The organism is Stackebrandtia albiflava, from assembly GCF_007994225.1.
Taxonomy (GTDB): Bacteria; Actinomycetota; Actinomycetes; order Mycobacteriales; family Micromonosporaceae; genus Stackebrandtia; species Stackebrandtia albiflava.
This window is the reverse complement of the sequence record NZ_VLLL01000006.1, coordinates 759,944-779,318: the sequence shown is the minus strand read 5'-3', so window position 1 is coordinate 779,318 and position 19,375 is coordinate 759,944. Positions and strand designations below refer to the sequence as shown.

The 19,375-nt window shown below is 70.6% G+C and carries 14 protein-coding genes and 1 pseudogene; 8 read left to right on the top strand and 7 right to left on the bottom strand.

The window, feature by feature from the left end:
• Window positions 1-35 precede the first annotated feature (35 nt).
• The 4 genes from tmk to LX16_RS14480 all read left to right on the top strand — a co-directional run bounded on the left by tmk (window position 36) and on the right by LX16_RS14480 (window position 6,012).
• Complete coding sequence (tmk, locus tag LX16_RS14495; protein WP_147139110.1) at window positions 36-2,438, top strand: dTMP kinase; 2,403 nt, start codon at window positions 36-38, stop codon at window positions 2,436-2,438.
• A gap of 103 nt (window positions 2,439-2,541) precedes the next feature.
• A complete protein-coding gene (locus tag LX16_RS14490) occupies window positions 2,542-3,711 on the top strand; it encodes a DNA polymerase III subunit delta' (RefSeq protein ID WP_147139108.1) in 1,170 nt (389 codons plus the stop codon).
• Between the two features lie 205 nt (window positions 3,712-3,916).
• Window positions 3,917-5,407 (top strand): FAD-dependent oxidoreductase, encoded by a 1,491-nt coding sequence (locus tag LX16_RS14485; protein WP_147139106.1) that lies wholly within the window; start codon window positions 3,917-3,919, stop codon window positions 5,405-5,407.
• Window positions 5,404-6,012 (top strand): TetR/AcrR family transcriptional regulator, encoded by a 609-nt coding sequence (locus LX16_RS14480; protein WP_147139104.1) that lies wholly within the window; start codon window positions 5,404-5,406, stop codon window positions 6,010-6,012. The genes LX16_RS14485 and LX16_RS14480 overlap by 4 nt, the downstream gene beginning before the upstream one ends.
• 17 nt (window positions 6,013-6,029) lie before the next feature.
• Here the strand turns inward: LX16_RS14480 and LX16_RS14475 are convergent, their stop codons facing one another.
• From LX16_RS14475 to LX16_RS14465, 3 genes are all read right to left on the bottom strand, one after another.
• The gene (locus LX16_RS14475) at window positions 6,030-6,731 is read right to left on the bottom strand and encodes a hypothetical protein (RefSeq protein ID WP_147139102.1); all 702 of its coding nucleotides are present in this window, start codon (window positions 6,729-6,731) and stop codon (window positions 6,030-6,032) included.
• Window positions 6,732-6,738: 7 nt separating this feature from the next.
• Window positions 6,739-8,817, bottom strand: a complete 2,079-nt coding sequence (locus tag LX16_RS14470; RefSeq protein ID WP_147139100.1) for an ABC1 kinase family protein — start codon at window positions 8,815-8,817, stop codon at window positions 6,739-6,741.
• A gap of 331 nt (window positions 8,818-9,148) precedes the next feature.
• Window positions 9,149-10,540 (bottom strand): class II fumarate hydratase, encoded by a 1,392-nt coding sequence (locus LX16_RS14465; protein ID WP_147139098.1) that lies wholly within the window; start codon window positions 10,538-10,540, stop codon window positions 9,149-9,151.
• Between the two features lie 221 nt (window positions 10,541-10,761).
• Between LX16_RS14465 and LX16_RS14460 the strand changes: the two genes are divergently transcribed.
• The 3 genes from LX16_RS14460 to LX16_RS14450 all read left to right on the top strand — a co-directional run bounded on the left by LX16_RS14460 (window position 10,762) and on the right by LX16_RS14450 (window position 13,520).
• Window positions 10,762-12,369, top strand: a complete 1,608-nt coding sequence (locus LX16_RS14460) for a peptide chain release factor 3 (RefSeq protein ID WP_147139096.1) — start codon at window positions 10,762-10,764, stop codon at window positions 12,367-12,369.
• 30 nt (window positions 12,370-12,399) lie between these two features.
• Complete coding sequence (locus LX16_RS14455) at window positions 12,400-12,987, top strand: hypothetical protein (RefSeq protein WP_147139094.1); 588 nt, start codon at window positions 12,400-12,402, stop codon at window positions 12,985-12,987.
• A 146-nt stretch (window positions 12,988-13,133) separates the two neighbouring features.
• Window positions 13,134-13,520, top strand: a complete 387-nt coding sequence (locus LX16_RS14450) for an MmcQ/YjbR family DNA-binding protein (RefSeq protein ID WP_147139092.1) — start codon at window positions 13,134-13,136, stop codon at window positions 13,518-13,520.
• Here the strand turns inward: LX16_RS14450 and folE are convergent.
• Both folE and ftsH read right to left on the bottom strand, forming a co-directional pair.
• On the bottom strand, window positions 13,503-14,141 hold the full coding sequence (folE, locus tag LX16_RS14445; RefSeq protein WP_147140785.1) for a GTP cyclohydrolase I FolE: 639 nt from the start codon (window positions 14,139-14,141) through the stop codon (window positions 13,503-13,505). The two genes, LX16_RS14450 and folE, sit on opposite strands and share 18 nt — an antisense overlap.
• Before the next feature lie 191 nt (window positions 14,142-14,332).
• Window positions 14,333-16,258: pseudogene (gene ftsH / locus LX16_RS14440) on the bottom strand (ATP-dependent zinc metalloprotease FtsH); the annotation flags it as partial.
• Window positions 16,259-16,523: 265 nt separating this feature from the next.
• Between ftsH and hpt the strand changes: the two are divergent.
• Window positions 16,524-17,102, top strand: a complete 579-nt coding sequence (gene hpt / locus LX16_RS14435; RefSeq protein ID WP_147139088.1) for a hypoxanthine phosphoribosyltransferase — start codon at window positions 16,524-16,526, stop codon at window positions 17,100-17,102.
• Between the two features lie 198 nt (window positions 17,103-17,300).
• Here the strand turns inward: hpt and tilS are convergent, their stop codons facing one another.
• Window positions 17,301-18,281: a tRNA lysidine(34) synthetase TilS gene (gene tilS / locus LX16_RS14430; RefSeq protein WP_147139086.1), complete on the bottom strand. Its 981-nt coding sequence runs from the start codon at window positions 18,279-18,281 to the stop codon at window positions 17,301-17,303.
• Window positions 18,281-19,315, bottom strand: coding sequence for a zinc-dependent metalloprotease (locus LX16_RS14425; RefSeq protein ID WP_147139084.1), 1,035 nt, complete (start codon window positions 19,313-19,315; stop codon window positions 18,281-18,283). Before LX16_RS14425 ends, tilS begins: the two co-directional genes overlap by 1 nt.
• Between the last annotated feature and the right edge of the window lie 60 nt (window positions 19,316-19,375).

Sequence of the window (19,375 nt, the reverse complement as noted above, 5' to 3'; positions counted from 1 at the left end):
GCACACGGTTCACACTTCGAAAAGGCGGACGGCCAATGGCAGGCGTGGCGGATCTCAAGGCGATTCTGCGGATCCGTCCGTTCCGGCGACTATGGACGGTCCTCGGCCTGACCGCCACCGGCGACTGGCTCGGCCTGCTGGCCGCCACACTGTTCGCCGCCTCCCAGTTCGACAACCCCACCGCGCAGGGCGCCGCGTTCAGCTCCGTCATCATCATGCGGCTGCTGCCCTCACTGGTCCTCGGCCCCATCGCGGGCGTCTTCGCCGACCGGTTCGACCGCCGCATCACCATGGCCGTGTGCGACTTCCTGCGGTTCGCGCTCTACCTGTCGATGCCGCTGGTCGCGGTGTGGGTGGGCGGCGGCATCCGCGCCGCCACCTGGATCGTCATCGCGCAGTTCATGATCGAGGCCGTCAGCATGATGTGGATGCCCGCCAAGGAGGCGGCCGTCCCCAACCTGCTCCCGAAGAGCCGGCTCGAATCCGCCAACCAGCTCTCCCTGCTCACGACCTACGGGATAGCGCCCGTCGTCGCCTCCGGCGTCATGTCGATCCTCGAATCGGTCGCCGTGTCGGAATGGCTCGCCGGGTTCGGCGACTGGGCGCAACCCTCCGCGATCGGGCTCTACATCAACGCCCTCGCCTGGCTCACCGCCTCGGTCACCGTCTTCTTCTTCATCCCCGAGATCAGCATCCGGCGCGGCGCCGACGCCGTCAACAAGGGCGAGAGCCAGGGCATGATCCGCCAGTTCACCGAGGGCTGGCGCTACGTCGGACGTAACCACACCATCCGCGGCCTGGTCTTCGGCATCATGGGCGCGTTCGGGGGCGCGGGCGTCGTCATCGGCACCGGCCCGTTCTACGCCGGCTCGCTGGGCGGCGGCGGCGCGACGTTCACGGTGCTTTTCGCGACCATCTTCATCGGCCTCGGCATCGGCCTCGTCGTCGGCCCGATCGCGGTGCGCGACCTGTCCCGCCGCCGGTGGTTCGGAATGAGCATCGTGCTGGCGGGCATCGGCCTGCTGCTCAACGCGATCGCCCCGCTGCTGTGGATCGCCGTGCTGGGCACCCTCATCGTCGGCACCGGCGCGGGCATGGCCTTCCTGGCCGGCATCACCCTCCTCGGCCGGGAGGTCGACGACGCGGTACGCGGCCGCATCTTCGCGTTCATCAACACCGGTGCGCGGGTCGTGCTCATGGGAAGCGTCGCCGGCGCCGGCGTGGTAGCCGGTTACGGTTCCGCCCGGCGGGTCGATCTGTGGCTGTTCTCGATCGACCTGTCGTTCAGCCGACTGCTGCTGCTGGTCGCGGCGGCGTTGAGCGTGTTCGCGGGCGTCCTGGCGTTCCGGCAGATGGACGACAAACCCGGCGTCCCGGTCCTGGCCGACCTGTGGGGCTCGATCCGGGGACGGCCGCTGCTGCCGGGCACCGCCGCGGGCGGCATGTTCGTCGTGTTCGAGGGCGGCGAGGGCTCCGGCAAGTCCACCCAGGCGGTGAAACTGGCCGCGTGGCTCCGGGTGCGCGGGCACGAGGTCGTGCTCACCCGGGAACCCGGCGCCACCGACCTGGGCAACCGCATCCGGTCGCTCGTCCTGGAACCGCAGTCCGGCGGCGCCCCCAGTCCACGCGCCGAGGCGCTGCTGTACGCCGCCGACCGGGCGCAACACGTCGACAAGGTGCTGCGGCCCGCCCTGTCACGCGGCGCGGTCGTCGTCTCCGACCGCTACATCGACTCGTCACGGGCTTACCAGGGCAGCGGACGCCAACTCCCCGACGACGAGGTCGCCTGGCTGTCCAACTGGGCCACCGACGGCCTCAAACCCGACCTCGTGGTGCTGCTGGACATCGACCCCGTCACCGGGCTGCGCCGCGCCACCGAGGGCGGCAAGGCCGACCGACTGGAACAGGAGTCCGTGGAGTTCCACGAGAAGGTCCGCGACAAGTTCCGCGACATCGCGGCCGCCGACCCAAACCGCTACCTCGTCGTGGACGCCTCCCAGACGCCGGAGGAGATCTCGGAGCGGATCAACGCGCACGTCGGGCAACGACTGGCCGCCCCCACCGACGGCCGCAACGAATCCGGCTGGCCCGAGTTCGGCGGCGGTTCCGCCGGGAGTCCGGGCTCCGATCCCGAACCCGGCGGCGATACGCCCGAGCCGGGACCGGTGGCCGACGCGCCCGAACCGACCACGGTCATGCCGAAGGCCGACCGGGACGACGACGCCACCACCGTCATACCGAAGGCCGACCGGGACGACGACGCCACCACGGTCATCGACCCCGAGGCCACCGCCGTGATCGCGCGGCCGGAACGACCCGCCGTGGACCCGACCACCCCGCTGCCCAAGTCGGGAGGCAAGCGGGAACACCCCGGCGGCCCCGACGACGACCCCGGCCCGCCACCGGTCAAGTTCAAGACCGGCCGGGCCACGCCCTGACCTCGCCCGACCACCGCGGTCACCGCGCCGACGGGGCGGGGACCGGGTGTCGGCGGCGACGGGGCGGGGACCGGGTGTCGGCGGCGACGGTTAGGGTCGGGCAATGACCGGCAAAGTCTTCGATCGGCTCATCGGGCAGCCCGACACCGTCGCGGTGCTGGCCGCCGCCGTGGCCGCCGCCGCCGAAGGCCGCAGCGGCATGACCCACGCGTGGCTGTTCACGGGACCGCCCGGTTCCGGCCGGTCGGTGGCGGCGCGTGCGTTCGCCGCCGCGTTGCAGTGCGACCGGGGCGGCTGCGGAGACTGTTCCGCCTGCCGGACCACGCTGGCGGGCAGCCACGGCGACGTCACCCACGTCGTCCCCGACGGTTTGAGCATCGGCGTGGCGACCATGCGCGACCTGGTGCTGGCGGCAGGCCGGGCGCCCAGCACCGGGGCCTGGCAGATCCTGGTCATCGAGGACGCCGACCGGTTGACCGAGGCGGCCGGCAACGCCCTGTTGAAGTCGATCGAGGAACCCCCCGAACGCACCGTCTTCCTGCTGTGCGCGCCCTCGGCCAACCCGGCCGAGATATCGGTCACCATCAAGTCGCGGTGCCGTCACGTGGCGTTGCGCCAACCGTCGGTCGACGCGGTGACCCGGTTGCTCGTGGAGCGGGACCGGATCGACGTGGGCCTCTCCCGGCTCTCGGCGTCGGCGGCGCAGGGGCACATCGGCCGGGCGAGGCGGCTCGCGACCGACCCGCAGGCACGGGAGCGCCGGGACGCGATCCTGTCGGTGCCGCGCCGGTTGACCGGGGTCTCGGCGTGCTTCGCGGCCGCCGACGCGCTCATCTCGGCCGCCGAGTCCGAGGCGGAGGCCGCCAACGAGGGGCTCGCCGAGCGGGAGAAGGCGGAACTGGAGACCGCGCTGGGCAAGGGCGGCACCGGCAAGGGCGCGACCAAGGCCGCCCGGGGCAGCGCGGGTCAACTCAAGGACCTGGAGCGGCGGCAGAAGAGCCGGATGACCAGGACTCAGCGGGACACCCTGGACCTGGCGCTGGTGGACCTGGCGGCGTTCTACCGGGACGTGCTGGTGACGAGGCTGGGCGCGCCCGTCCCGGCCGTACACCTGGACGCGGTGGAGACCGCGCGGGCGGCGGCGGCGAGCTGGACTCCGGAAAGCATCCTGCGACGCATCGACGCGGTGCTCGCCTGCCGGGAGGCCATCGCCGCGAACGTCCGGCCCCGGATCGCCGTGGAGGCGATGATGCTCGCCCTGTGGAAGGGCTGACCCCGCCCGGCTCCCCTTTCTCTCGCCTTGGGTGGTCTGAGGCCCATCGACGTGCCTCGAATAGGCCCTGATGTCCGATTTTTCACGGGCCTACGCCCACCCAGGGCGGGCCTGCCGCCACCCAAGGCGTTTTCGAGGTGGCGGGAGGGTGCGGGGTGGGGTATTTTGTATACGTAGGCGTTTGCGTATATGAATGGAGTGCGACATGACGGCTGTACTCGTCGTCGGAGCCGGTCCGGTCGGCCTGACCGCCGCGGTATCGCTGGCCGCCCAGGGCGTCGCCGTGCGGCTCATCGACCGCGCGGACGGTCCGGCCGCGACCTCGCGTGCCAACATCCTCCACGCCCGGGGCACCGAGGTGCTGCGTCGGCTCGGCGCGCTGGGCGACCTCCCGCGACGGTCCGTCGCGCCCATGGGCATGACCATGTACGTCAAGGAACGGCCGATATCGACCATGCGGTTCAACCCCATCGAGGGCGAATCGGTACAGGCGTTGTTCGTCTCCCAGGCCGACGTGGAGACCGCCCTCCGCGACCGGTTCGCCGCGCTCGGCGGCACCGTCGAATGGGGACGCGAACTGGTGTCCCTGACACCCGGCTCCGACGAGGTCGCGATCACCACCGCAGACGGCGAACACCTCCGCGCCCGGTACCTGATCGGCGCCGACGGATCCCACAGCACGGTCCGGGCGAAGGCCGGCATCGACTTCCCCGGCACCTCCGTCGTGGAACGCTTCCTGCTGGCCGACGTGCACGCCGACTGGGCGCAGACCCGCGAGAACTCCGCGGGCTGGTTCCACCGCGACGGCATCCTGCTGGCCATGCCGATGCCCGACGAGACTGGACGGCTGTGGCGGCTGATGGGCGACGTCCCCGCCGACGACCGGCGGTGGAGCGACGCCGACATCATCGCCGGATTCGACGCGATGATGCGGGAACGCGCCGGGCACACCGACTTCCGGCTGCACGATCCGGTGTGGACGTCGGTGTTCCAGATCCATCGGCGGCTCGCCGAGACCTACCGGCGGGGGCGGGTCCTGTTGGCGGGCGACGCCGCCCACATCCACAGCCCGATGGGCGGCCAGGGAATGCTCACCGGAATCGGCGACGCCGAGAACCTCGCGTGGAAACTGGCACTCGTCCTGGACGGCACCGCCGGCCCGGGACTGCTCGACACCTACCAGGCCGAACGCCGCCCGATCGCGGAGGAGGTCCTGCGCCGCACCACCGGGAACACCCGTCTCCTGGTCGGTGAGTCGGCGGCGGGCCGGCTGCTCCGCGACCGTGTCATCGTTCCGCTGATGAACCTGCCCGCCGTACAGCGGCAGGGCACCAAGGTCGCCTCCCAGTTGTGGACGACGTACCGGGGCGGGCCACTCGGCGGCCGGGCATCCGGCGCCGGAATCCGCCCGGGTGACCGGGTCCCCGACCGCGACTGCCTCCACGACGGCGAACGGGTACGGCTCCACGACGCCCTCGGCGACGCGTGGGTGTTGTCGGCGACCCCGCAGGCGGCCGACGAGTTGTCACCCGTCGCCGTCGCGCGGCTGGGAGACCGGGTCCGGATACGGCGACCCGTCACCCCGGAACCTGCGATGCTGATCCGGCCCGACGGACACCTGGCCTGGCGCGGTGACCGTGCCGCCGGGATGGCACAGTGGCTCGACGAGGCGCTGCACGTGACGGGAGGCTCATGACCACGCCCAACGGACCCGGCAGGCCCCGCGACCCCGCCGTCGACGCGGCGATCCTCCGGGCCGCCGTGGAACTCCTCATCGAACGCGGCGTACCCGGTGCCGGGATCGAACAGATCGCCCAACGCGCCGGGGTGGCGAAGGTGTCGGTGTACCGGCGGTGGAAGTCGAAGAGCGCGCTCCTCGCCCACGCCGTGGAGAGCCTGCGTGAGGAGATCCCGGATGTGGAGAGCACCGGGCGACCCGCCGGGGAGCTTCCGGTCACCATCGACGAACTGCTACCACGTTGGGGCGCGCTGCTCACCGATCCCCGCTACCGGTTGTTGACCGCGCGCCTGGTCGGCGCCGGACCGGAACACCCCGAGCTGTTGGCCGCCTACCGGGAGCACCACGTGCTGCCCCGCCGCCGGCGCTCCACGGCCATGCTGGCCGGGGCGGTGGCCGCCGGGCTGTTGCCGGAGGACACCGACGTCGAGATGCTGGTGGACATGATCTCCGGCGCGGTGATCCAGTACCTGCTCATGGAACCGACCGAACCGGACGCCGCCGAGATCGAGGACTACCTGCGCCGGCTGCTCACCCAGGCCGGTCTGTACCGGCGGCCGTGACCGGGCTTCTCGGGCTTTCAGGCGGCCTGCGGGTGGACGAGTGGCACGGAACGACGGGTAGTGCGGTGCCACCGGTCGGACACCCGGGACACCGTGACCCGGGCCGATTCGGCGCCCACACCGGCGGGCGGTTCGCAGCGGTCCAGGTCGATCAGCCGCGCACCCGGCGTCGCCGACAACACCGGGGACGCCGTCGCGCACACCACCTGTGCGCCGGAGTCCGCCAACTCGCGCAGCCGCGCGGCCAACCGGACGAGTTCGGGCTCGGGCAGCCCACGTTCCGGCGTGTCGATCAGGTACAGCTCCGGCTCCTGGAACAGTTCCTCGAACACGGTCAGGAAGTCACCGTGTCCGGTGCGGCGGGCGGTGCGGGGCGGTCTCGCCAGCAGTCCCGCCACCGAGGAACCGGACAGCAGGAAACCCTGCGGTGTCAACCGTTGCCGTGCCGAGCGGTGACCGGTGTACTCCAGTCGCACCGCCTCCGCCAACCGGGGCTCGGCGGCGAACCGGGCGTCGCGGACCGGCAGCCCGTGGGCGCGGCCGATCGCCGACAGCAGCGCCGATCCCGACGACTGCCGGGCGGCGGTGAGGAACGTCAGGGGACCGGTCAACGTCACACCACGGGTGCGCAACCACCACAGGCTCTCGGGCCGCAACGGCCACAACGCGTCCGACCGTGAATGCCCGTATGCCGACAGGAACACGCGTCTGAGCAACACGCCGACTTCACCTCCACAATGGCGAGGGGGTAACCATTGCGGCCGAAGGTATCCGGCGAATACGACATCCGGGCGAATTCCGGTGTTCGAAACGGCGTCCACCGGTCACGCTCGGCAGCGGCGCGGGTAATCGGGACGAGGGGAACACCGACACCACGACCCGGACCATGAGGATCGTCGACACCACCAGCAGCAGGTAACCGAACACCTGGTACAACCGGATCTCACTGGTCACCAGCGGTCCCGCCTGACTGTCCAACAGCAGCACCGCCATGATGCCAGTGGTGGCGGCCAGGACCGTCAACACCGCCTGACCGAGGAAACCCGCCATGACCGCGCGATCCCGGGAGTCGGCGAACAACCTGATGTTGGCCGACAACCTGCCGTGTTCGAGGGCGGCGCCGATCCGCTCGATGCGGCGGGGGATCCGGCGCAGCGTCGGCAACATGCGGTGCAGTTCCTCCACCGCGGCGTCCCGCAACGACGTCGGCGCCAGCATCGCCGCGAACTCGCGTTGCGCGAACGCCCGCGCCTCCTCCACGATGTGGAAGCCCGGAGCGAGCGCGCTCAACGTACCCTCCACGGTAGCCAATGCGCGGAAGACCGCGGCGATCTCCCTCGGCAGCGCCACACCGTGCGTGGACACCAACTTGAACAGGTCGGTGAACATCTCGGCGTCCGGCGCCTGCCCGGCGGTGAGATGCCGGGCCATGAACCGGCCGAGGGCCCGCTCCAGCCGATCGGTGTCGACCTCGTCGGTCCGTTCCATGATCTCCATGAGACCGTCGTGCAACGCGGCCGGATCCCGCTGGTCGACGGCGAGCAACACCTGCCGCAGGGAGCCCTGCAGCCCGGTGTCGATGCGCCCCACCGAGCCGTAGTCGATGAGTGCCAGGCGATCCCCCGGCAGCAGCATGATGTTGCCCGGGTGCGGATCGGCGTGGAAGACGCCCTCGATGAGGATCTGCCGCAGCAGGCAGTCGAGCAGCGCACCCGCCAGCCGGTCGGCGCGCGGCCCCTTCGGCACGCCTTCCGAGAGCGTCCGGCCTTCGAGGAACTGCATCACGAGCACCTGCTCGCCGCTGTACCGGTGGTGCACGGTGGGAAGCACCACCGCGCTCTCGGACTCCGCGTCGGCGGGCGCGGCCGAGGCGACGGTGGCGATGTTGCGCGCCTCCACCCGGAAGTCGAGTTCCTCCCGCAGGGCGATGGCGAAACCCTCCGCGAGGTCTCGCACACCGATGCGGCGCGCCCACTCCGCCCGCCGGTGCAGGGTGCGCGCCAACCTGTCGACTATGTCCAGGTCGCGTTCGACCTGTCCGGTGACGCCCGGCCGGCGGACCTTCACGACCACGTCGCGGCCGTCGCGCAACCGCGCCCGGTACACCTGCGCGATGGAGGCCGCCGCCAACGGCACGGTGTCGAACTCCGCGAACACCTCCGACACCGGCCGACCGTAGTGGGCGGTCAACTGGGGCTCGATCGCCTCCCAGGTGGCGGGGGCGACCTGGTCCTGCAACCGGGAGAGCTCCGCGATCACCTCCGGCCCGAACAGGTCCCGCCGGGTGGACAACACCTGGCCGAGCTTCACGAAGGTCGCCCCGGCCTGCTCCATCGCCAGCCGGGCCGACCTGGCGAGCGCCGCCGGCCCCGCGCTGCCGGCCCGTCCGGCGAGATAACCGCCGAGCCCGTGCCGGACCAGGATCGAACTGATCTGCCAGTACCGCCAACCGCGCCTGCCCCGCCGGTACAGCGAACGCGCCCGGCCCACCACGCCGCCCGCGCCCGGGGTGACGACCTCGCCGATCGCCAACACCACCAGGATCGACACGAAGATGACGCCGAGGAAGATCGCGAAGTAGGAGCCGCGCGTATCCGGGTCGACCAGTCGCGGCCCCACCGTCATGCCGCCGATCGCGACGCCCACGAAACCGGCGATACCGGCCCGGACCAGCCCGACCCGGAGCCCCATCACCCGCGCCATCGCCTTGATCAGGAGCACGACGACCAGCATCATTCCGAAGAACATGATCATGCCCAGCAGCCATTCGACATCGGACTGCAGCACCTCGGGTTCCTCCCACATTCCGCCCACCGTACCGGGTTGCGACGCACCCGGATCGGGGACTGCGGGCGGGTGGCGCGACCCGACGGGTACCGCTCGGCGGGTGGCCACGCCGGCACGGCGGCACAGGGCGGCGGGCGCCGTTCACGCAAGCACCCGCCGCCCGGACCCACCGGTCATCCACAGGCAACCGGTTATCCACAGGCCCCGTCGTTCGCGCTGTACAGCGGCCCCGTTCACGGTCTACGCTCGAGATATGGGGCGGAGGTTGGAGGCCCCCGGCGACTCCGGAACGCGGAATGCCACGGGCAGAGCGGGTCTACGACCCGTCCGGGGGGGCTCGGGGGTGGGCTCAGCCGCCGGTCATGCGGCGCACGTCCAGTGCCCGGTCCAGTTGCTCCTCCGTGAGGTTGCCGTTGTCGAGGTGGCCGCGTTCCACCACGACCTCCCGGATCGACCTGCGCTCCGCCAACGCCTGCTTGGCGACCGCCGCCGCCTCCTCGTACCCGATGTACCGGTTGAGCGGCGTGACGATGGAGGGTGAGCCCTCCGCGTACTCGCGGCACCGGTCGACGTCGGCCGTCAGGCCCGCCACGCAACGCTCCGCGAAGACCTCCGCGACGTTGGCGAGCAGCCGGATCGACTCCAGCAGGTTGCGCGCCATGACCGGCATCATGACGTTCAGCTCGAAGTCGCCGCTCGCGCCGGCGTGGGCGATCGCGGCGTCGTTGCCGATCACCTGTGCCGCCACCATCCGTACCGCCTCGCACAGCACCGGGTTCACCTTTCCGGGCATGATGGACGATCCCGGTTGCAGGTCCGGCAACCGCAGTTCGGCGAGTCCGGCGCGGGGCCCCGAACCCATCCAGCGGATGTCGTTGGCGATCTTCGACATCCCGACGGCGACGGTGCGCAACTGCCCGGAGAGCTCCACAAGGGAATCCCGGGAGCCCTGTGCCTCGAAGTGGTCGCGGGCCTCCGACAGCGGCAGGCCGGTCCATTCGGCGAGCCGGCTGATCACCGCCGCCGCGAACCCGGGCGGCGTGTTGACGCCGGTCCCGACCGCGGTGCCGCCCAGCGGCAGCTCCGCGAGCCGCGGCAACACCGACTGCAGCCGTTCCAGGCCGTACCGCATCTGGGCGGAGTATCCGGAGAACTCCTGCCCGAGGGTCACCGGTGTCGCGTCCATCAGGTGCGTCCGGCCGGCCTTGACCACGTCGGTGAACTCGCGGCTCTTCTCACCGAGGGTCCCGGCCAGCGTCTCCAGTGCGGGCGCCAGCGACGACACGACCGCCTCGGTGGCGGCGATGTGCACCGAGGAGGGGAACACGTCGTTCGACGACTGCGACGCGTTGACGTGGTCGTTCGGATGCACGGCGAGCCCACCGGCCCCGGCCAGCGTCGCTATCACCTCGTTGGCGTTCATGTTCGAGGACGTGCCCGAACCGGTCTGGAACACGTCCACCGGGAAGTGCTCGTCGTAGGTGCCCTCGGCCACCTCCCGCGCGGCGGAGGCGATGGCCCCGGCCAACTCCGCGTCGATCACCCCCAGTTCGCCGTTGACCTCGGCGGCGGCGGCCTTGATCAACGCCAGCGCCCGGATGTGGCCGCGTTCCAGCCGCACGCCCGAGATGGGGAAGTTCTCCACCGCGCGTTGGGTCTGGGCCCGCCAGGCCGCCCAGGCGGGCACCCGGACCTCGCCCATGGTGTCGTGTTCGATTCGCACATCACCCGATTCAGTCATGTCGCCATCCTCTCTCACGTGCGGCACGGTCACCGGCATTCGGCGGTGGCGGCGGTCACCGCGCCCCGGCTCGTCCGAGGACGGGGCACGCGACGCGCTGCGTTAGGGTCGCTGTGCCGCCTGCCCACGGTGCCGGGTACGGCGTGCCCGGAGACCGGAGCCCGGTACCGGTCCGGCGGGCGCAGGGGCGGTGTGCCGGGTTTCACGCAGAGAGGGTGGACATGTCCGATAACGCGGTGGTGACCGAGGCGCGGCGGCGGCGTACGTTCGCGGTGATCTCGCATCCGGACGCCGGCAAGTCCACGATCACCGAGGCGCTGGCGCTGCACGCGCAGGTGATCGGGGAGGCCGGCGCCGTCCACGGCAAGGGCGGCCGCAAGGGCGTGGTCAGCGACTGGATGGCCATGGAGCAGCAGCGGGGCATCTCGATCACCTCGGCGGTACTGCAGTTCGCCTACCGCGACTGCGTGGTGAACCTGCTCGACACCCCCGGTCACGCCGACTTCTCCGAGGACACCTACCGGGTCCTGACCGCCGTCGACTGCGCCGTCATGCTGCTCGACGCCGCCAAGGGCCTGGAACCGCAGACGCTCAAGCTGTTCGAGGTGTGCCGCCACCGCCGGATCCCGGTGATCACGTTCATCAACAAGTGGGACCGTCCCGGCATGGCCGCGCTGGAACTGCTCGACGAGATAGAGACCCGCATCGGGGTGCGTCCCACGCCGCTCACCTGGCCGGTCGGCATCGCCGGGGACTTCCACGGTGTGATCGACCTGCGCGCCGACCACATGGTCCACTTCGAACGGACGCCGGGCGGCAGCCGCGCCGCGATCGAGGAGGTGGTGGCCGCCCCGGAGGCCGCCGCACGCTACGGGGACGACTACGGCACGGCGGTCGAGGAGATCGAACTGCTCGCCGCCTCCGATCAGGCGCACGATCAGAAGCTGTTCCTGGAGGCGGTCACCACACCGGTCCTGTTCGGTGCGGCGGTCGCCAACTTCGGTGTCCGGCAACTCCTCGACGTCCTCATCGAACTCGGTCCGCCGCCTTCGCCGACCCCCGACGTGTCGGGTGAGCCGCGGCCGATCGAGGCGCCGTTCTCGGGTTTCGTGTTCAAGATGCAGGCCAACATGAACCCCGCCCACCGCGACCAGGTCGCGTTCCTGCGGGTCTGCTCGGGCCGGTTCGAACGGGGGATGGTCGTCACGCACGGCCCGTCCGGGCGGCCGTTCACCACCAAGTACGCCCAGGCGATGTTCGGGTCGTCCCGCGACACCATCGACGAGGCGTACCCGGGTGACGTCATCGGGCTCGTCAACGCCACCAACCTGTCGATCGGCGACGCCCTCTACGTCGATCGCAAGGTGACGTTCCCGCCGCTCCCCTCGTACGCGCCGGAACACTTCGCGGCGATCCGGACCACCGACACCTCCAAGGCCAAGCGGTTCCGCAAGGGGATCGCGCAACTCGACGCCGAAGGCGTCGTCCAGGTCCTCTACTCGGATCTGCGCGGCGAACAGGCGCCGGTGCTGGCGGCGGTCGGTCCCATGCAGTTCGAGGTCGCCGCACACCGGCTGCAGCAGGAGTTCTCGGTTCCGGTGACCGTCGACAGTCTACCGTTCTCGATGGCCCGGCGCACCGACGCGAACGGCGCGCTGGCACTGCGGGGGGCGCCCGGGGTGGAGACGTTCACCCGGGCGCGGGACGGCGCGGTCCTTGCGGCCTTCCCGAACCGTTGGCGCCTGCAGACCGTCGCCAACGACCACCCGGACGTGCCGTTGGAGCCGTTGCTCGCCGACACCGATCAGGCGGCCACACCGGCCGGGTAGTCTGATCGCGATTCTTCGCAGGAGGGACCTTTGGCCGCAGACGGATCGCGTTACGAGTTCCCGGATCCGCCCCCGCCCACCAAGGCGGTCCCCGCCGTGCAGTGCTTCGACATGCGCGGTGCGCGGGTGATCGTCGGTGCGGCGGGTCGGGGCTGGCGCGGGGATCTGCGCGCGGACGACCCGATCATGCGCGGTGGCGAGCTGTGGGTCCCGGTGCTGCCGGAGAGCGAGTTCTACCGGTCCGAGGACGACGGCGACGAGGCGATCGCGGCACTCCATCCGGTGGAGACCGTGTGGGTGGAGCAGGCGGATCCGGCCATGGACCGCAGGACCGCGCCGCCGCACCTGTTCGAGAGACTGGTGGACAACGAGTCCCCGCCGACCCGGTATCCGGTGCCCGCCAGTGACGTTCACGGCCTGACCGGCCGCCGGGTCTGGGTGTGGCGTTCGGGCGAGTTCCTGGCGGATCTGCGTTGTGTGTGCGAGGCGTTCGAGAACTCCGAAGGGGACATCGCGATAAACGTCTGCGCGGAACGGGACTGGTACCGGTGGGCGCGAACCGGTAAGGCGCCGCGGATCGACGAGGCGTTGATCCACCTGGCGTGGGTGGAGCACTAGCCGGCCCCTTTCGACGGTCCTCATCGGGACGTCGGGGACGCGCGGGATTCCGGCCCGGCCTCGGTAAGGCTTTCTAACAGTTCTGCCTGCGACGACTGCGAACTGTGGTCGCGCCCATACGGGGAAAGCGGTACACTTGACGCCTTATGTATGCGTCTCCCCTCGATCACCTTCGCGACATCTGCCTGGCGCTCCCCGAGACCACTGAGGCCGGTGCCGCCGACGATCCGATTTTCAGTGTCAAAGGGAAGACCTTCGCCACCGGCCACCACATGGGAGACGGATACGCCGTGTGGTTCAAGGCCACCCCCCAGACCCGCGAACGCCTCCTGACCTCCGCGCCCGGGTTCTTCGCACCGCGCTATGTGGGCAGACACGGTTGGCTCGGAGCCTGGCTCGACGACGGGTGCGATTGGACGGAACTCACCGAGCTGCTGCGCGACTCGCACCGGATGACCACGTCCCCCGGACTGCTCGACCTGGCCGCGCAACGGGATCCGGTCGGCTTAGCGGGGTCAGCGGTCGCCGCGTGACATCTGGATGAGGCTCATCGCCTCGGCGCGCGACTTCGCGTTGTCCCGCAACGTTCCGCGGACCGCGGAGGTGAGCGTCTTGGCGCCCGGCTTACGGATGCCCCGCATCGACATGCACATGTGCTCGCACTCCACGACGACGATGACGCCCCGCGCCTCCAGCGTCTCCAGCAGCCGGTCGGCGATCTGCGAGGTGAGCCGCTCCTGCACCTGGGGCCGCCGCGCGTACGCCTCGACGAGCCTCGCCAACTTCGACAGGCCGGTGATCCGGCCGTGCTCACCGGGGATGTATCCGATGTGCGCGTAACCCACGAACGGCAGCAGGTGGTGTTCGCAGAAGCTCGCGACCTCGATGTCCCGGACCACGACCATCTCCTCGTGCTCCTCGGCGAAGCTGGTCGTGAGGATCTCCGAAGGGTCCACGCGCAGACCCGCGAACAGTTCCGCGTAGGCGCGCGCCACCCGGGCGGGAGTGCGGCGCAGCCCCTCGCGGTCGGGGTCCTCGCCGACACCGATCAGGATCTCCCTGACGGCCGCCTCGATGCGCGGGATGTCGACGCGGTCCTCCACGGGACCGCCACCGAGCCGCCCGTTGACGATCCGTGCCGCCTCGTGATCCATGTCGAGTTCTGTCACCGGACCAGCCTATGCGGACGGGCGGGTCCGCAGCGACCCGAACGGTGCGAGACGTATCACGTACCACTTATACGCCGAACGGCCGCCCCGGAGCTCCGGGGCGGCCGTTCGGCGTGATCCGCTCAGGACTCGTCGAGCACCGGCGGTTCCGGGTCGATCGCGTCGGGCGACGGTACGGGCAGCTCGATCGGCGGGCGGCTGGACGGGCGGCGCTTGCCGGTGCCGTTGAACGGCGACATCGGCGGGCGCTTCACGACGTCCTTGGCGATCCGCTCCAGGTCCTCCTGGGTCAGGGTCTCCTTGTCGAGCAGCTCCACGACCATCTGGTCCAGCACGTCACGGTACTGGTCCAGGATCTCGTACGCCTCGTCGTGCGCCAGCTCGATGAGCGCGCGGATCTCCTCGTCGATGGTCGCGGCGACCTCGTCGGAGTAGTCGCGCTGGTGGCCCATGTCGCGGCCCAGGAACGGCTCCGAGTTGGACGTCCCGTACTTCACCGCGCCCAGCTTGGCGCTCATGCCGTACTCGGTGACCATGGCCCTCGCCAGCGCGGTGGCCTTGTTGATGTCGTCCGAGGCGCCGGTTCCCGGGTCGTGGTAGACCAGTTCCTCGGCGGCCCGGCCACCCAGCGCGTACGCGAGCGTGTCGATCATCTCCGAGCGGGTCTGGGAGTACTTGTCCTCCGTGGGGAGGACCAGCGTGTGACCCAGCGACCGGCCGCGCGGCAGGATCGTCAGCTTGTGCACCGGCGCCGCGTGCGGCAACGCCAACGCCACCAGGGCGTGGCCGCCCTCGTGGTAGGCGGTCATCTTCTTCTCTTTGTCACCCATCAGGCGGGACTTGCGTTCCGGCCCGGCGATGACCCGGTCGATGGACTCCTCCAGCGACTCGTTGCCGATCGCCTTGCCGTCGCTGCGCGCGGTGAGCAGCGCCGCCTCGTTGATGACGTTGGCCAGGTCCGCACCGGAGAAACCGGGGGTACGGCGCGCGATCGTCTCCAGGTCGACGTTGGGCGCGAACGGCTTACCGCGGGCGTGGACCTGCAGGATCGCCTTCCGGCCCTCCATGTCGGGGGCGTCCACCGGGATCTGCCGGTCGAAACGGCCCGGCCGCAGCAGCGCCGGGTCGAGGATGTCCGGCCGGTTCGTGGCGGCGATCAGGATCACACCGCCCTTGTTGTCGAAGCCGTCCATCTCGACGAGCAACTGGTTGAGGGTCTGCTCGCGCTCGTCGTGGCCGCCGCCCAGGCCGGCACCGCGGTGACGGCCGACGGCGTCGATCTCGTCGACGAACACGATGGCCGGAGCGTTCTCCTTGGCCTGCTGGAACAGGTCCCGGACCCGGCTGGCACCCACACCGACGAACATCTCGACGAAGTCCGAGCCGCTGATGGAGTAGAACGGCACACCGGCCTCACCCGCCACGGCGCGCGCCAGCAGGGTCTTACCGGTACCGGGCGGCCCGAACAGCAGAACGCCCTTGGGGATCTTGGCGCCCAGTGCCTGGTACTTGGCCGGGTTCTGGAGGAAGTCCTTGATCTCCTTCAGTTCCTCGATGGCCTCGTTGGCGCCGGCGACGTCGTCGAAGGTGGTCTTGGGAGTGTCCTTGGTGATCTGCTTGGCCTTGGACTTGCCGAAGTTGAGCACCCGGGAGCCGCCGCCCTGCATCTGCGACATGAACAGCAGCAGCAGGATCACGATGATCGCGATCGGCAGCAGGTTGATCAGGAGGGCGACCAGGACGTTCTCCTGGGTCACCTCGGTGTTGTAGTCGTCGACGTTCTCCCTGATGGCCTGCCACACCTCGTCGGTGGCCTCGGCGGGGATGTACGCCTGGATCTTGTCGGTGGCCTCGCCGTCGTCGGTGACCTGGCCCTCGCCGTTGACCCGGATCGGCTCGGCGAGGTCGAGTTCGACGATCTGCTCTTTGTTCTTCAGCAGCGCCTTGTCCACGTTGCCGTCGGCGATCTGCTGATCGGAGACGACGGTGTCGACCTCCGCGTAGTCACTGCCGCCGGTGAACAGGCTCCCCGCGATGATGGCGCCGAGAATGATGAGGATGATCCAGACCAGTGGCCTGCGGAACAATCGCGTACGCTCCATACTGTTGCAGGCGCGGCCTTCGCGCCCGTCCCCTCCTGCACTCGACGTGTGTGGCCGTGAGTGTGCGACCTAGGGCGGACCGCACGACCATTAGTTTGGTGATGTTCGTTGGTGGTATTCGAAGGTACACCGTACCGGCCCACCAACCGTTGTTGTGGTGGGCTGCACTCTCAGCGGAATCTCAGCATCATGTCACCGGGATCGTCACGCCACATCGGCCGGGGTCGCCGCCGATTGCGGGGAACGGACTGGCAGGCTGACCCCCATGACGCCTTCCGCTGAGCCTTCAGCCCCGTGGTACGACGCCGACATCGAACGGGTCATCCTGTCCGCCGACGACATCGCCGCCAAGACGGCCGAACTGGCCGAGCGGATCGACGCCGATTACGCCGAGACCGACGGGCTCCTACTGGTGGGCCTGTTCAAGGGCGCGGTCATGTTCATGGCCGATCTGGCGCGGGCGTTGACGATCCCCGTCGAGCTGGAGTTCATGGACCTGTCCTCGTACGGCGCGCGGGCCACCTCCTCCGGCGTGGTGCGGGTGCTGAAGGACCTCGACACCGACATCCGCGACCGCCACGTGCTGGTCGTGGAGGACGTGGTGGACTCCGGCCTCACGCTGAGCTGGCTGCTGAAGTACCTGCCCAGCCGGTACCCGGCCTCGGTGGAGGTGGTGTCGATGCTCCGCAAGCCCAAGGCCCTGGAGGCGAACCTGCCGGTCAAGTACGTCGGATTCGACGTGCCCGACGAGTTCGTCGTCGGATACGGACTCGACTACGCCGAACGCTACCGGGAACTGCCGTTCGTCGGCGTGCTCAAGGCGTCGGTGTACGGCGGCGCCTGACCTCCGTGCCCGGCGGCGTGTGACCCGACACCGCCCGCCGCCCCCTTCCCCACCTCACCCCGTTCGCCTTGGGTGGTCTGAGGCCCGCCTTGGGTGGTCTGAGGCACCCGTGAAATCGGACGAACAGTGCGATTCGAGGCATATCGATGGGCCTGCGCCCACCCAAGGCGAGACGACGGGGAACGGTGTGGTGAGCCCTCAGGACGGCGGGTCGATCCACAGTCGCCCCGCCGTGCGGCCCACCCGGCGACCGCCGGGCACCCGGCCGGGGCGCTGCCCGCGCCAGTCGGTCACCAACGCGGCCACGGCGGCCAGGTGGCGGTGGTTCAGTTCACCGGTGACGCCGGCGCGACGCAACCACAACCGGATCGCCCGGGACCGCAACGCCTTGGGCGCGTCGGCGAGGACCACGGCGGCGGGTTCCCCCGGTGCGCCGGCGTCGATCGCGCGTTCCAGGAGGTCGTCGGCGAGTTCCTGCAGCACCGCGTTGTCGTCGGCGACCAGCGACGCCGTCCTCGCCAGGTTCGCCACCACCCGCTCCCCCAGCGCCTCGGTGAGCAGCGGCATCGCCCGCCGCGCCCGCACCCGCGTGTACCCGGTGTCGTCGTTGTGCGGATCCCGCCACACCGGCAGCTCCCGGGCCGCGCACGCGGCCTCGGTCTCCGACCGGGACACCGCGAGCAGCGGCCTGACCAGCCGGCCCCGCCGGGCCGGCATGCCCGCCAGGCCGTGCGGGCCGCCGCCGCGCGCGAGCGCCAGCAGCACCGTCTCGGCCTGGTCGTCCAGGGTGTGCGCCAGCAGTACGGCCGCGGCCGCGTGCCGCTTGCGGGCGTCCTCCAGGGCGGCGTACCTGGCGGTACGGGCGGCCGCCTCGGGGCCGCCGCGGCGCACGTCCACCTCGACGCGCGACACCTCGACCGGGGTGAGACCGGTGTCGCGTGCCCAGTCGGCGACCCGGGCGGCCTGCCGGTCGGATCCGGCCTGGAGTCCGTGGTCGACCGTGACCAGTCCCGCCCGCAGCCCCGCCCGGGGTGCCTCCCAGGCGCAGCCGTCGGCCAGTGCGAGCGAGTCGGCGCCGCCGGAGCAGGCGACCAGGACGAGGGAACCGGGGGGAAGGCCGGCCAGTGCCGTCCGCACCGCCGACCGGACGGCGGCCACGGCGGGATGCAGTCGGGGCATCAGTCGGCGACCCTGCGCACCCAGTCGTCCGGTGACAGGATCTCGGCCATCGTCGGCAGCCGCTCCGACGCCTCCCACACCCGGTTGAACCGCTCCATGCCGACGCTCCCGACGACGGCGTCCACGAACGCCCGGCCCTGGGTGTACTGCCGCAGCTTCACGTCCATGCCCAGCAGGCGCCGGATGAGCCGCTGCGCCACGCCGGCCTCCCGGCGCCGGTGGTCCATACGGCGGCGCAACGCCACGGCGTTCGGGATGACCTGCGGCCCCACCGAGTCCATGACGTAGTCGGCGTGTCCCTCCAGGAGCGTCATGAACGCCGTCAACCGTTCCATGACCTCGCGTTGCACCGGCGAACCGACCAGGTCGATGACGCTGGCGGTGGAGTCGGGGTCCTTGACGGACTCCGCGAGCAGTGCCGCCCCCCGGCGCACCCGCTCGCGCAGGTCCGGTCCGTCCTGGGACTCGGCGGCGGCGAACCTGTCGACCTCGGCGAGGAAGTGGTCCCGCAGCCACGGCACGGCGCCGAACTGCGCGGCGTGGGCGGCCTCGTGGAGGCACACCCACATCCGGAACTCCGCCGGGTCGGCGTCGAGTTCGCGCTGCGTGGTGACGATGTTCGGCACCACCAGCAGGAGTTGGCCGCCGGAGTCGCCGAAGATCTCGAACTGGCCGAGGATCTTGCCCGACAGGTAACCCAACACGGCGCCGATCTGGGCACCCGCGACCCGGGAGCCCACACTGCGCGCCAACGGTCCGGGTTCACCCGACACCCGGTGCGCCAACGGGTCCAGTACGGTGCGCAACCCGACCACGTTCGCCGCCGACCAGTCGGCGCGGTCGACGACCCGCACCACCGGCGGCGTCCGGGGCGTCAACGAGGTGAATTCCGCCACATGGACGGTGGCGCGTTCGGCGTCGTCCCGCAGCCGGCGTACCTCTTCGACGGCCTCCTCCAGGCCCATGCTCGGCCCGGTGGTGCCGAGTCGTCTGGCGGTGGCGGTGGCCAGTTCCCAGTCCACGAACTGCGTCATGGCTCAACGGTATGCGATACGGCCGGACCGTGAACGGCTTCGGCGTGCCACGCACCCCTC

Coding starts and splice junctions, on each gene's coding strand:
- LX16_RS14450 (WP_147139092.1), top strand. CDS start 13,134: ATGTATGCGTCTCCCCTCGATCACCTTCGCGACATCTGCCTGGCGCTC.
- LX16_RS14485 (WP_147139106.1), top strand. CDS start 3,917: ATGACGGCTGTACTCGTCGTCGGAGCCGGTCCGGTCGGCCTGACCGCC.
- LX16_RS14425 (WP_147139084.1), bottom strand. CDS start 19,315: ATGACGCAGTTCGTGGACTGGGAACTGGCCACCGCCACCGCCAGACGA.
- LX16_RS14490 (WP_147139108.1), top strand. CDS start 2,542: ATGACCGGCAAAGTCTTCGATCGGCTCATCGGGCAGCCCGACACCGTC.
- hpt (WP_147139088.1), top strand. CDS start 16,524: ATGACGCCTTCCGCTGAGCCTTCAGCCCCGTGGTACGACGCCGACATC.
- LX16_RS14460 (WP_147139096.1), top strand. CDS start 10,762: ATGTCCGATAACGCGGTGGTGACCGAGGCGCGGCGGCGGCGTACGTTC.
- LX16_RS14480 (WP_147139104.1), top strand. CDS start 5,404: ATGACCACGCCCAACGGACCCGGCAGGCCCCGCGACCCCGCCGTCGAC.
- LX16_RS14470 (WP_147139100.1), bottom strand. CDS start 8,817: ATGTGGGAGGAACCCGAGGTGCTGCAGTCCGATGTCGAATGGCTGCTG.
- LX16_RS14465 (WP_147139098.1), bottom strand. CDS start 10,540: ATGACTGAATCGGGTGATGTGCGAATCGAACACGACACCATGGGCGAG.
- folE (WP_147140785.1), bottom strand. CDS start 14,141: ATGGATCACGAGGCGGCACGGATCGTCAACGGGCGGCTCGGTGGCGGT.
- tmk (WP_147139110.1), top strand. CDS start 36: ATGGCAGGCGTGGCGGATCTCAAGGCGATTCTGCGGATCCGTCCGTTC.
- tilS (WP_147139086.1), bottom strand. CDS start 18,281: ATGCCCCGACTGCATCCCGCCGTGGCCGCCGTCCGGTCGGCGGTGCGG.